Below are 12,869 nucleotides of genomic sequence, written 5' to 3'. Positions count from 1 at the left end.
GTATCGGGTGCCGCGTGCCGGTCCGGCGCTTACGTCCAGTTCGAGGCGGCGACCACCGCCGGGTCCACCTCGAGCCCGGTCCATGACACGTCCAGCCGTCCGAGTGCTTCTGGCTGTTCGGTTTCCACGGCCTTGGCCTTGTACAGTTCCAACAGCGCCAGGAAGCGGCCTACCACTTCCATGGAGCGGGTGCAGTCGCGCGTGAGCGCCGCGAACGTCAGCCACGACCCGGTGCCGGCGAGCTTCAGCGTGTCCAGGATCTTGCCGGCTTGCTCCGGCACGGACACCGCCTGCGCGTGCAGGTGATCGGTGCGCACCTCCTCCGGCGGTCGGGGGCGGAACACGCTAGCCGCCAGCTCGGCAAAGCTAGCCGGGGTATGTCCCAGATCCACCGGTGGTAGCAGGTCCACAAACCGCGGCTCCATGGACACCGCGCGCGGATAACGCCGCAGCGCATGCTTCTGCCACTCCGCAAACTGGTCCGCCACACGCTGGTAGGCGCGGTACTGCAGCAGGCGGGCGAACAACAGGTCCCGCGCCTCCAGTAACTCGAGGTCCTCGATGCTATCGCCGTCGTTGCCCGGCAGCAGGCGCGCAGTTTTCAGGTCCAGCAGGGTGGCCGCCACCACGAGAAACTCGGTGACCTCATCCAAAGCCTCGGTCTCCCCCAATGCACGCGTGTAGGCGATGAACTCGTCGGTTACCTCCGCCAACGCCACCTCTGTCACGTCCAGCTTCTTCGACTGGATCAGCGTGAGCAGTAGGTCGAACGGCCCCTCGAAGTTCTGCAGAGCCAGGGTGAAACCGATGATCTCCGGCTGGGGATACTGCTCGGGCGCGGCCGACACCACTAGCTGGTGCGCTCCAGCACCTCAAGCGCCAGATTGCGGTACTGGTCCGCGCCCTGCGAGTTCGGCGCCCAGGTGATAATCGGCTCGCCGGCCACGGACGTCTCCGGGAAACGGACCGTGCGGGTGATCACCGTGTCGAATACGCGCTCGCCGAAGACCTCCACCACTCGGTCCATCACTTCGCGGGCGTGGGTGGTGCGGCGGTCGAACATCGTCACCAGGATGCCCACGATGTCCAGGTCGAAGTTGATGCGGTCGCGCACCTTCTCCACAGTGTCTGTGAGCAGCGCCAGGCCGCGCAGAGAGAAGTACTCGCACTCCATCGGGATGATCACGCCGTGCGAGCAGGCCAGCGCGTTGACAGTGAGCAGTCCGAGGGAAGGCCCGCAGTCCAGGATGATGAAGTCGTACTCGTTGCGCACCGGACGCAGCGCGCGGGCAAGGGTGTGTTCGCGACCGACCTCGTTGACAAGCTGGATCTCCGCCGCCGATAGGTCGATGTTGGCGGGAACCACGTCCAGCCCCGAGACGTTTGTCGTGTTGATCGCGGCGTGGATGCTGGCCGTGTTGTCGAACAGCAGGTCGTAGACGGTGACCTGGTCCTCCTCGTAGGACACACCCAGGCCTGCGGAAAGCGCGCCCTGCGGGTCCAGATCCACCAGCAGCACCTTGCGCCCCTGTTCTGCCAGGCAGGCGCCAAGGTTGATGGTGGAGGTGGTCTTGCCCACGCCACCTTTCTGGTTGACCATGGAGATCACCGTGGCGGGCCCGTGCTTGTCCAGCTCCTTCGGCTGGGCGAACTCGCGCCACGGCCGCCCGGTCAGAAACGTCTTCTGGTCCGCAGCGTCAAACAGCGCCTCGTCCGCCATGGCCGGTCCTTCCCTCAATCACGTCCAAACCCTTGACTTCCGCCATCTTACAACGTTGTCATTACGCCTGCGCGCGCCTCCGGCGCAGGAACACGATCAGCAGCGCGATCGCAGCCAGCAATGCAGCTCCTGCGATTGCAAGCGGCAGCACATCGCTTATCGACGAACTCCCGTCAACCCCACGACCTTGACCATCCTGGTTCGCGTAGTTGCCGTACTGGTTGTCTGCGTTGCTGTCGCCGGCCTGCTCCACCGGCGCGTTGGTTGAGGTGATCACCGCGACGAAATCCGCCTTGCCGTCACGGACCATTTCCATGATGAACGGGTTATCCGGAGTCTCACCCTCCGGGTAGGTCAGAGTGATCGTGCGGCTGGCTTTATCGATCTGGCGCTCCACGCCCTCGATGACCTGACCATTGACATCCAGGTAGCGCAGCGTGGCACCTTCGGTGTCGTAGCTGGCGTATTTCATCAGGTCCTTGACGCGGCTCAGCGGCACCTTCACCACGATTGTGTTGTCCTGGATCTCACCGTCGAAGTAGAGCTTCGTCGCAGCTGCATCGTCAGCCGGCTCTGCCTTTGAGCGCGACGGGTGCGACGCGGCCGGGGCGCTGCCAGCCTCGCCGCTCTGGTTGTTGGAGCCTTCCCCGCCGGCGCCACCAGAGCTGCCGGCTGCACCTGCACCTCCGGGGGCGTCCGAGCCACCGTCCGTTGCACCATTCGCATCCCCGCCGCCGACAGCGGCACCACCTGCTCCCCTGCCAGAGTTGCCGGATTGCGCGGACTCGCCGGAGTCCCCGCCGACATCCGCGGAGCCATCACCGACGGCGACGAGGTTCACCGTCGCCGAGTAACCGCCGGCGCTGGCCGACACTGCTGCGGTGGCCCCCGGCTGATCCGGTGCGCTGACGGTCACCGATGTACCCGACGAGGTCACCGTCCATCCGCCCGAGGAATAATTCACGTCCACCGGAACACCCACGTCCACTGTCGTGCTCTCACCGGCGGGCACGGAGATCTCGCCGGGGATCATGGACTGCACCTCCTCCGGGCTCATACCTTCCGGAAGCTGTGCGTCAGCCACCGGAACGGTCGGAATTGCGAGAAGCAGCGCGGCGGGCACGGCGAGCAGCGCAGCGCGGCGCGTGCTGTGGGGTGTAGAGGATGCGGGTCGCATGGATAGTTCTCCCGTTAATTGCGTACGTCAATCAAGCAGCCGAGTTTACGCACGCGGGTGCGTACTGCGCCAAACTTCGCGCAGGTTATCGGCTGTGATGTGGGTGTAAATCTGCGTTGTGGTCACTGAGGCGTGCCCGAGGAGTTCCTGGACGCTTCGCACGTCCGCCCCGCCTTCCAGCAGGTGCGTGGCAAACGAGTGCCGCAGGGTGTGCGGCGAGATGTCCTTGTCAATCCCCGCCCGGGCCGCTGCAGCCTTGATCGCGTTCCACGCGCTTTGGCGGGACAGCGCCCCGCCGCGCTTGTTCAGCAGCAGCGCGTGAGACGTCCCGTTGGCGAACGCCGGGCGGCCGCGCACCAAGTACGCCTCCAGCGCCTCTTGTGCCTTGGACCCCAGCGGCACCAGACGTTGTTTGTTGCCCTTGCCAGTTACCGCCAGCACTCCGCCGTACTCGCCGTCCAGGGCGGCGTTCGCGTCGTCGACACTCAAACCCAGCACCTCGGAGACGCGGGCGCCGGTGGCGTAGAGCGTTTCCAGCAGCGCTTTGTCGCGCAGGCCGGAGGGGGTCTCGGTCGGGCAGGCGTCGAGAAGCTTGGCCACCTCCTCGATGCTCAAGGTGTCCGGCAGCCGCTCGCCGGTCTGCGGCGGCGAGACCTCCGCGGCCGCATCCGCAGGCAGCTCGCCTTCTTCCACCCCGAACTTGTGCAGGCCGCGCGCGACGGTGAGCGCGCGCCCAGCTGAGGACGCGGCCAGGGGCTTCGCCCCGTCCACGCCGCGGCGCAGGTCCGCCACGTACGCCTCGATGTCGGTGGCGGTGACCTGCTTCAAATCCGTCTTGCCCGCCGCTGCCAGCCACGCGGTGTAGCGGTTCACGTCCCGGGTGTAGTTGCTCAGCGTGTGGGGTGAGACTCCCCTCTCGACGGCAAGATGGGTCAGCCAACGCTGCGCCAGCGCCTCCGCCTCCACCTGTTAGATCCGCTTCATGTCGGGCACGACGCCCTGCTCCGCGCGGCGGTTGGCCAAGGATGTCGGGCGCAGGCGGAACGGCTCGTCGCTAGGCCGGGGCGCATCACCCCGCGCCACCAGGCGCGCGGCCGCGAGGATGCCGGACACCGCAATCGAGTTGACCACCTTCCCACGCAGCGCCATATCCGCGGCCTCCTCCAGGTCCACCCACAAAAAGCCCATGTCGGCCTCTTCGTTCTCCGCCTCAGGACGTTCCACTTCGTGCAGGTCGCGGGCGATAAACACCCGCACCGCCTCCTCCGCGAACCCCGGGGAGGTGACCAGATCCACCAACACGCCCCACTCGTCGGCAGCCAGGCCTGCCTCTTCCTGCAGCTCACGCTTTGCGCAGGTCAGCTCGTCCTCGGCGTGCATGTCCAACAGCCCGGCGGGAAGCTCGAGCAGGCGCTCGCCCACGCTGTGACGGTACTGCTCCACCAGCGCCACTCGTCCCTGATCGTCCAGCGCAACCACGGCGACAGCGCCGAAGTGCTCGACGATCTCGCGGGCGGCCTCGGTGCCTCCCGGCATGACCACCTGGTCGCGTCGCACCGCGATGATCGGCGCGTCAAGGACGACTTCGGATCCAGTGACAGTGAATTCGTGGCTCATGGGCCCAAGCCTACGAGCCTTAGGCCTCGCCGCCACCACTGGACACCGCGAGCACGGACTTGATACGCCCGGCCTCGTAGTCCACGCCGCCGACAGTCTTCACCCCGCTAATTGCGTCGGGCTCAGCGCCCTGGGACGCCAACGCTGTTTTGCCTTCGGCCCCGAGCGCCTTGGCAAAATCGCCGACGACTTTCGCACCGAAGTCGCTGCCGCGCGACGGCCCGTCCACGATGACCACCGCGCCGGCCGGCACGATGGAACCGCTGAACTCGATAAACCCGGCCTGCTGCAGCGTTTCCAGCACCAGGGTTCGGTCTTCCGGGAGAGTTTTGGATTCGCCGGACGTGCCGTCGTCGAAAAGCACCGCCGCAAGCGATTGACCTGCGTGAAGGCCCGGGGAGCGGTCCTCCACCGACAACTGCGCCCCCGATGGCAGCGTGTTAGCGACGATGCTGGACAGCTCGTCCGCACCCGCCTGATCGGTGAAACGCTCCGTCAACGTCAACTCGCCGGAATCGGATGCTCCGGCGGCGTTGAGCAACCACCGCACGGACTCCACATCCTCTGAATTCGCCGCAGCCGTGCGCACGATGGTCACCGGAACGTCTTTCAGCGCGCCCGAGACGATTGAGCCGGACTCCTGCGCCAACAGGTCGTTCGCTTCCTCCGCGCGGGCCTCTGCGGCTTCAAAGTCCGCGTCGTCCACAGACGGCTTCGCGGGAGCGTCCGCCTTGTACTGGGAGAAGCCGAGGTCCACCTTGCCGGGCATCGCCGGCGCCAACACGAGAGCGCCCAGAGCGATGCCGAGGGCTGCGCCCCAACCCAGGCCAGCCGTAATGAGGCCTACCCTGCCTTTAGTCTTCGCCATCTGCCACTGCCCTCCTAGTTGGTCAGGCCTTCGAACCAGCCGCGCACGGTCAGCGCGATGGTGTTCCAGGTGTCTACGAGGTTGTCGGCGAAGCTTCCGTCGCCGCCCAAACCGGCGATGAGGATCACCACTGCGGCGGCAACGAGCACGCCAAGGATCGCCCACGCCCATGCCACACCCGCGCCGGACTCGACGGCGTACAGGTTGGTAATCACAGTGGAATCCACAATTTTGCGCCCCGCCTTCAGCCGCGCCAGCAACGCCGCCGGCTCAGTGCCGGGAGTGCCCGCAGTGGTCGCCGAATCCGCGAAGATACGGTCCAGCTCCACGGGCTGGCCGACGGTGACGATCATCTCGGCGTCGTGGAACGTAGCAAGCAAAATTGCCAGGTCCGTCGGCGAATCCGTCGCGGCTGGGAACGTCATCGCCCCCACGCCAAGATCCTGGATGCGCTCTAAACCGGGCGCGTAGCCGTCCGGCTCCGCGGGCAAAATGACCTTCGCGTCCGAGCGCAGATTCTCCGACGCCACATCCTTCGGGTCGCCCACGATGACGTCCGGCGCGTAGCCCATGGACGCGAGCGTGTCCGCAGCAGAGCCGACACCGATGACCACCGGCGTGTACTCCTGCATGAAGTTCTTCAGCTCTTCCATGCGCTGGCGGGTGTCGGGAGCCGGCGAAACCACCAGCACCTTGCGGTCGGCCATGATGTCGCCGAGCTCCGGGGCGCCCACGCCGTCGATAAGCAGCGCCGCCTCCGAGTGGATGAACTCGATGGTGTTGCCGAAGTAGGCCTCCATGTTTTCCACCAGGCCGCGCTGGGCCTGGGCGAACGTGGCGTCCACCTCTGTGCGGGTCACCGGCTGCGCCTGGCCCGCGGCCTTGCGCCCCACGGTGATCTGGCCGGTCGGCGAGACCACGGCCTTCTTGCCGTCGCGAATCTTGCTGCGCAGGTCTGAGCCTGCTGCCTCGAACAACGGAACGCCAGCGTCGAGAAGCAGATGCGGGCCGAACGTGGGCAGCGTGCCTGTGGAGTACGGCGCGAGGTTGACCACCGCCGCAGGGCGGCGCGCGATGATCTGCTCCGCTAAACGGCGCTGCATGTCGGGGGCGTCCACGAACACGATGTCGCCCTCGTTGAGCTTGCCCAGTCCCTTGCCCTGCGGGGTGCAGTCGCGCAAGGTGCCGCGCAGCTCGGCTGCGGGCGGTTCCTTGGTGGGGTCTTGGGTGGAGGGTGCAACAGTCATGCGCACCATTGTGCAACGGTGACCTGCCTGAACCGGGGAGGCGCGCGGGGAACTAACCGCGCAACTGCGCCACCTCTCCTTGTGCGCGCTCGAACAGCTCCGCCGCGTGGGCGCGGCCGGTGTCCGAATCGTCCATGCCCGCCATCATGCGGGCCAGCTCCTCGATGCGCTCCTCCGGTTGCAGCGCCGCAACACCGGAGGTCACGGCCACGTCACCGATGTCCTTGGACACGTGCAGATGCGTATCGGCATAGGCCGCGACCTGCGGGAGGTGCGTGACCACAATGACCTGGTTGCCGCGCGCCAGTCGTGCGAGGCGCCGGCCGATCTCCACCGCCGCGCGCCCGCCCACGCCCGCGTCTACCTCATCGAACACCAGCGTCGCGCCGCTGGAGGATTCGGACAGGATCACCTCGAGCGCGAGCATCACACGTGACAGCTCGCCACCGGACGCACTCGTGGCCAGCGGCTTCGGCTCGAGCGCGCTATTCGGCGCGAGCAGGATCTCCACCGCATCAGCCCCGTCGCGGCCAAACTGCGCTTGCGTCACGTTAACGGTGAGCTGCGCCTTCGGCATCGCCAGTCCGTGCAGCTCCTCGGTCACCGCCTCGCCCAGCTTGCCCGCCGCCTTAGTGCGCGCCTTCGTCAGCGCGGCAGCGCGTTTTATCATCGCCTGCTCGAGCTCGGCCACCTTCGCCTTGAGCTTCTCAACGGCGCCCTCCGACGTATCAATCTTGGCCAGCCGTGCCCCAGCCTTGTCCCGCCACGCCACCACACCGGCCGCGTCCGGGGCGTACTTGCGGGTCAGTCCTTTGATCTCTTGCTGGCGCTGCAGGAGCCGCTCCAGCTCCTCCGGGTCGGACGGCAGGCTGCCGGTGTAGCTGCCCAGCTCCGCGGAGACATCTGAAAGCACGCCGGCGACCTCGGCCAACCGGGCTCCCATGTCGCGCAGCTCCTGGTCGCTGGCGCCGTCGAGCGCCGCCTGCGCGCGCCCGATCAGGTCGGAGGCGGGCTCTTCTTCCCCGCCGACACCGCCGACGGCGTCCGCGCCGTCGATAGCCACAAGCGCGGTCTCGGCGGCCTCGCGCAACGCGTCCACATCCTGGAGACGGTTGATGGTGGCCACCAGCTCCTCGTCCTCACCTGCCTGCGGGGCCACCGCGTCGATCTCGTCGATGGCGAACTGCAGGCGGTCCACCTCTTGCGCCAGCTCCAGGCGCTTTTCGGTGCGCTCCTTCAAATCCTTCGCAGCCGTACGCCAAGCGGTGTACGCCTCACGGTACGCCTCCAGCTTGGCCTGGATAGCCGGGTCGAAGCGGTCGAGCGCGGCCAACTGCTGTTCCGGCGCCATCAGCCGCAGCTGGTCGTTCTGGCCGTGGATGGTCAGCAGGTGGCCCGCCAGCTCACTCAGCGTCGCCGCAGGCACCTTACGGCCACCGAGGTGCGCACTGGAGCGGCCGGAGGCCTTCACCGAGCGCGACACCAGGTACTCGCCGTTTTCGTCCGGTTCGGCTCCGGCACCGGACGCGATGGCGTCGACAGCCTGACGCACCTCCTCTGGCAGCCCTTGCGTGCCAAAGGCGCCCTCCACCACCGCACCATCAGCGCCGGTGCGCACGCGGGAGGCGTCCGCACGCCCGCCGGTGAGCAGGCGCAGGCCCGTGACCACCATCGTCTTACCCGCGCCCGTCTCGCCCGTGAGCACGTTCAACCCCGGCGACAGCTCAGACGAGGCGTAGCTAATCACACCAAGGTTGGAGATAGCGATCTCAGCGAGCAAAAACGTGCCTCCCTATCGGTGCCTTTAAGGCCTGTTAGATTTACGCCCCGCGCGGGCCGCGCCACCCGGAAACCGGGAGCTGGAACTTATCCACGAGCCTGTCCGTGAACGGTCTGCCGTCCAAGCGTACCCAGCGCACCCCGCGCTCGCCTCGCGCCACTTCCACGCGCGAGCCAGCCGGCACCGTGAGACGGCGCTGGCCGTCCATCACCGCAGTGGCCTGCGTAGTCTGCCGCTCCGATTCCACAGCCACAGTCGACGTCGGTGCCACCACCAGCGGCTTGGCAAACAGCGCGTGCGCGTTGTTCGGCACCACCAGGATTGCCTCCAGCTGCGGCCACATCACTGGCCCGCCGGCCGAAAACGCGTACGCGGTCGAGCCCGTCGGGGTGGAGATGAGCACGCCGTCGCAGCCGAAAGAGGACACAGGGCGGAAGTCCACCTCCAGCGTCGCGTCCAGCACGCGGGTGCGGTCGGAGTTTTCAATGCTGCACTCGTTGAGCGCCCAGCTGCGGCCAAGCACTTCCCCGCCCTCGCCGATGACGGACACGTCCAGCGTCATGCGCTCAACCACGCGGTAGGAACGGTCAATCACCTGGCCGATGACTTTTTCCAGGCTCGATGCTTCCCCTTCCGCGAGGAAGCCCACGTGGCCCAAATTGATGCCCAGCACCGGGATGTCCTGCGCACGCGCGTAGCTCGCCGCCCGCAGAAACGTCCCGTCGCCGCCGAGCACTAGCACCAGCTCGCACCCCGCGGCCGCGGTGTCGTCCGCTTTCGCGCGGGTCAGTCCACACAGCACCGGGTTGGTCTCGATAACGTCCATCTGCTCCTGCTCGAGCAAGCGGACCTCAATGCCCGCCTGCTGCAGAAGCTGCGCCGCCCGGGCTGCCGAATCAATGTTGGAGGCCCTGAACAAGTGCGGCACCAGCAGGATCTCGCGGCGTGTTGCATCACCCATCTACTTCGGTCCTTCCTTGATCGCGCGGTTGACCAGCTCGGCCAGTGCGTCGTCGTCAAGCTGTTGCTCGCCCCCGTCTTTGACCAGCCACAGGAAGTATTCCACGTTGCCGCTCGGCCCCGGCAGCGGGGACGCCGTCGCCCCGCGCACGGACAGGCCCAGCGACTGCGCAAAACGCGCGACGTCCAGGGTGACCTCCGCGCGCAGCTCTGAGGAGCGCACCACGCCGCCGCTGCCGAGGCGGTCCTTGCCCACCTCGAATTGCGGCTTGACCATGGGGAGCATATCCGCGCCGTCGACCATGCACTCCACCAGCGCTGGCAGCACCAGTTTCAGCGAGATAAACGACAGGTCTCCGACCATCAGATCCGCCGGCCCGCCCATCATCTCTGGGGTGAGGTTGCGGATGTTGGTGCGGTCCAGCACGCGCACGCGCTCGTCGTTCTGCAGCCGCCACACCAACTGCCCGTAACCCACGTCCACTGCGACGACCTCGCTCGCGCCGCGCGCGAGCAGCACATCGGTAAACCCGCCGGTGGAGGCACCAGCGTCCAACGCCTTTCGCTTCTCGACGACAAGCCCGCCCCCGCCAAACACCTCAAGCGCGCCAAGCAGCTTGTGCGCACCGCGCGACGCCCAATCGTCCACGTCCTCGGTGTTGACTTTGATCGACGCCTCCGGCTCCACCACCGTCGCCGGCTTGGTGGCGGTGAAGCCGCCGACCTGGACGCGGCCTTCCTTGATCCAGGTCTGCGCCTGCTCGCGCGATCGCGCAATCTTGCGGCGGACCAGCTCCGCGTCGAGCCGGGTGCGTTTCGGTGCCACGGTAGCGGCCCCCTTTCGTTGCTTACCTGTCGGGCTTAATTGTCGGACAGCGCCTCGTGCAGCACCGCGTGCGCTCGAGTCAGCGCGTCCACCTCATCCGCGAGTCCGTCCGTCGGCTCCGCGAGAATCGTCTCAACACGCTCGGTGACCTCGTCGGCGCTGACCTTCGGTGCCCGTGGGTCGCGGGGAATCGGAGCGGGGCTCATCTTGGTCACCACCACTCGGCGAGCGCCGCCTCAGCAGCGTCGGACTCAGCGCGCACCTCGGCCGGCGGCTCTGGCTGTTGCCACGCCACATCCAGCGCGGTGCGAAGGGCGGCCAGGCTCGAGGCGCCAGTGTTGCCGCCGGAAAGGACCATGGCGGAGCCGTCGATACGCGCCGCAAAGCCCTCCTGAGCCCCCGGGGCGAGTGCTTCTGGCCGCTCGCTGAGCCCGCGCATGTCCGCGGCGATATACGTCGGGCGGTGCTCCGGCGGTGCCTGCAACAGCGCGCGCGGGCCGGAAACGCCAGTGAGCACATGCAGCGCGGGCATGCCAGCGGCGACACCGCCAGCGATGTCCGTGTCCAGCCTGTCGCCCACGGCGAGCGGCTTGTGCATGCCACGCGAATCCGCCGCCTGGATGAACATCGCCGGCTCCGGCTTGCCCGCCGCCTCCGGCACAACCCCGGTCGCCGAGATGACAGCCGCGACCATGGACCCGTTGCCCACCATGAAGCCGCGCTCCATCGGCAACGACGTGTCCAAGTTTGTGGCCAGGTACTTCGCCCCGCGTTGCAAGCTCAGCGCAGCCTCCGACAGCTCGTGCCACCCGGTGTCTGGGTTGTGGCCGTGCAGCACCACCTTGGGCGCATCGTCGGCACTGTCCACGACCCAGTAGCCGGCCTCCTGGACGAGCTGTCGCAACGACGGAGCCCCCACGACGTAGACCGCATCCCCCTTCTCCAAGTAACGCTCCGCCATAGTCACCGCCGCCATCGCGGACGTGAGCACGTCCTCCTCCGCCGCATCAAGGTCAATGGCGCGAAGCATCTCCGCGACATCCGTGGCGCTACGCGAGGCGTTGTTGGTCACGTACATCGCCGGCAGCCCGGAGGCGCGAATTGCCTCGACAGCGTGCTCAATCGCCACACCGCCAGACCAGACAGTGCCGTCGAGGTCCAGCAGCAAGCCGTCATGGTTCGCCGCAAGCGTCATCGCTCTAGCTCAGCTCCGACACACGCTCGGACGCGTCGGTCATGCCGTCCACGTCAATCTTGGCCACGTGCTCGAACCACCGCTTCGCCTCAGCTTTCTCACCGGTAGCCAAAAGGGCGTCCGCGTAGGCGTAGCTCAGGCGGGCCTGCTCAAGACCCTGGGAATCCAGCGACGGGTTCAACCGCTGCAACTGGGCGACCGCAGAGTCGTGCTGGCCAAGATCATGACGAGCACCAGCCAGCACGATCGCCAGCTCAATCTGGCCGTCCTCGTCAAGCTCACGCGCCTCTGGACTACGGCCAAGCTCCAGTGCCTTCTCCGGGCGCCCAAGGCCGCGCTCGGCATCGGCCATCACAGCCAGCAGGCCCGGCCCGCCGGAGATACGGCGGGCGGCGCGCAGCTCAGACAGCGCTTCCTTCCATTCCCCGGCGTGGTACGCAACCACACCATTGGTCTCGCGCACGACACCCACACGGCCAGCGCGGTTCTTCGCCGCACGCGCGTGCTGCAGTGCCAGCTGCGGGTCGTCGTACAGCAGGTCGGTCGCCATGAGCATATGCTTTGCGACGCGCTCCGCATTATCCTTCGACAGCACCTTCAAATCCTGCAGAACTGAAGGATCCAGGTCAGAGATTTCGAGGCCCTGGGGCAGATCTGGCTCCAGCTCCTTTTGCGCCATGCGGTCCTCGCGGAAGCCCTCACGACGCGGGTTAGACCGGTCGTGGCGGACGCCCCCACGGCCCCGGCGACGATCACCGTCTCCTCCGGCCCGTCCCTCGCCACGACGACCGTCTCCTCGGCGCTCGCCCCGGCCCTCACCTCGTCCGCGGCCTTCGCCCCGACGACGGCCCCCATCCCAACCGCGACCTTCACCACGACCCCCGCCATTTCTGCGAGACCCGCCCTGACCATCACGGTTGCGGGCATCACGGCCACCGCGCTCCCCGCGCGGGTTGTCCTTGCGACCGTTATTGCCGGAAGAGCGCTCCTGCGCTTTTCCTTCGTCCACATCTGCCATTGGGGACCTCCGTTTCTAATCTCGACCATTATAGGAAAGCCAAGCACTCGGGCACATCTGGCTCCCGCCACCTGCAGCTTCCTCCGATCTGCCCGAGCTCACTGCGTGAAGAACTGCGATCAACCACCCTGTTTCGGTGCCGATTGTGCACGAATCGACGGCGTGTTCGCGTTTCCCCAGGTGGGTCTTGCATCGGTGGGAATGTTGTGTTGATTCGTACAATTCGTGGGTGCGGACCCATTGTTGGTGCAGGCCTGGTTGTCCGCAATGCGGAGTTGGTGTGCGTCCGAGTCCCGTTGTTTCCTCCGTATGTGCGGGTGTGTTGTGTAGAAGTCGTCGGACCGGGGTGTGTTTGTGCTGGTCGGTGTGTGGGGCTGGTGGTGGTGTTGTCGAGTTTTGCACTCCCTGGGTGCGGACCCATTGTTGGTGTGGGTGGTGGTGTCCGCGATGCGGGCACACAC

Annotated in this window: 14 protein-coding genes; all 14 read right to left on the bottom strand. The window is 66.9% G+C overall.

Going from position 1 to position 12,869, the window contains the following annotated elements; translation table 11 throughout:
• Nucleotides 1–29: 29 nt before the first annotated feature.
• The gene (locus HMPREF3151_RS04205) at nt 30–851 is read right to left on the bottom strand and encodes a segregation and condensation protein A (RefSeq protein ID WP_371441209.1); all 822 of its coding nucleotides are present in this window, start codon (nt 849–851) and stop codon (nt 30–32) included.
• A complete protein-coding gene (locus HMPREF3151_RS04200) occupies nt 851–1,720 on the bottom strand; it encodes a ParA family protein (protein ID WP_070473791.1) in 870 nt (289 codons plus the stop codon). The genes HMPREF3151_RS04205 and HMPREF3151_RS04200 overlap by 1 nt, the downstream gene beginning before the upstream one ends.
• 61 nt (nt 1,721–1,781) lie before the next feature.
• Complete coding sequence (locus tag HMPREF3151_RS04195) at nt 1,782–2,897, bottom strand: hypothetical protein (protein WP_141741314.1); 1,116 nt, start codon at nt 2,895–2,897, stop codon at nt 1,782–1,784.
• 45 nt (nt 2,898–2,942) lie between these two features.
• A complete protein-coding gene (gene xerD, locus HMPREF3151_RS04190) occupies nt 2,943–3,863 on the bottom strand; it encodes a site-specific tyrosine recombinase XerD (protein WP_070473788.1) in 921 nt (306 codons plus the stop codon).
• Nucleotides 3,864–3,866: 3 nt separating this feature from the next.
• Nucleotides 3,867–4,514 (bottom strand): NUDIX domain-containing protein, encoded by a 648-nt coding sequence (locus tag HMPREF3151_RS04185; RefSeq protein ID WP_070473786.1) that lies wholly within the window; start codon nt 4,512–4,514, stop codon nt 3,867–3,869.
• Nucleotides 4,515–4,533: 19 nt separating this feature from the next.
• Nucleotides 4,534–5,382, bottom strand: a complete 849-nt coding sequence (locus HMPREF3151_RS04180) for a copper transporter (protein ID WP_070473784.1) — start codon at nt 5,380–5,382, stop codon at nt 4,534–4,536.
• Nucleotides 5,383–5,396: 14 nt separating this feature from the next.
• Nucleotides 5,397–6,629, bottom strand: a complete 1,233-nt coding sequence (gene steA, locus HMPREF3151_RS04175; protein WP_070474038.1) for a putative cytokinetic ring protein SteA — start codon at nt 6,627–6,629, stop codon at nt 5,397–5,399.
• A 52-nt stretch (nt 6,630–6,681) separates the two neighbouring features.
• Nucleotides 6,682–8,409 (bottom strand): DNA repair protein RecN, encoded by a 1,728-nt coding sequence (gene recN / locus HMPREF3151_RS04170; protein WP_070473782.1) that lies wholly within the window; start codon nt 8,407–8,409, stop codon nt 6,682–6,684.
• A 40-nt stretch (nt 8,410–8,449) separates the two neighbouring features.
• On the bottom strand, nt 8,450–9,370 hold the full coding sequence (locus HMPREF3151_RS04165; RefSeq protein ID WP_070473780.1) for an NAD kinase: 921 nt from the start codon (nt 9,368–9,370) through the stop codon (nt 8,450–8,452).
• Nucleotides 9,371–10,195 carry a TlyA family RNA methyltransferase gene (locus HMPREF3151_RS04160; protein ID WP_070473778.1) on the bottom strand — a complete coding sequence of 275 codons (825 nt, stop codon included), beginning with the start codon at nt 10,193–10,195 and terminating at the stop codon, nt 9,371–9,373.
• A 35-nt stretch (nt 10,196–10,230) separates the two neighbouring features.
• Nucleotides 10,231–10,401 carry a hypothetical protein gene (locus HMPREF3151_RS12010; RefSeq protein ID WP_168160598.1) on the bottom strand — a complete coding sequence of 57 codons (171 nt, stop codon included), beginning with the start codon at nt 10,399–10,401 and terminating at the stop codon, nt 10,231–10,233.
• 5 nt (nt 10,402–10,406) lie between these two features.
• Nucleotides 10,407–11,390: an HAD-IIA family hydrolase gene (locus HMPREF3151_RS04150; RefSeq protein ID WP_070473774.1), complete on the bottom strand. Its 984-nt coding sequence runs from the start codon at nt 11,388–11,390 to the stop codon at nt 10,407–10,409.
• 4 nt (nt 11,391–11,394) lie between these two features.
• A complete protein-coding gene (locus tag HMPREF3151_RS04145) occupies nt 11,395–12,069 on the bottom strand; it encodes a tetratricopeptide repeat protein (RefSeq protein WP_070473772.1) in 675 nt (224 codons plus the stop codon).
• The gene (locus HMPREF3151_RS12265; RefSeq protein WP_210383713.1) at nt 11,988–12,320 is read right to left on the bottom strand and encodes a hypothetical protein; all 333 of its coding nucleotides are present in this window, start codon (nt 12,318–12,320) and stop codon (nt 11,988–11,990) included. Before HMPREF3151_RS12265 ends, HMPREF3151_RS04145 begins: the two co-directional genes overlap by 82 nt.
• Between the last annotated feature and the right edge of the window lie 549 nt (nt 12,321–12,869).

Source organism: Corynebacterium sp. HMSC05H05, assembly GCF_001807265.1.
GTDB lineage: Bacteria > Actinomycetota > Actinomycetes > Mycobacteriales > Mycobacteriaceae > Corynebacterium.
Note: the sequence above shows the minus strand (reverse complement) of the source record. Positions and strands in the feature narration are given on the sequence as shown.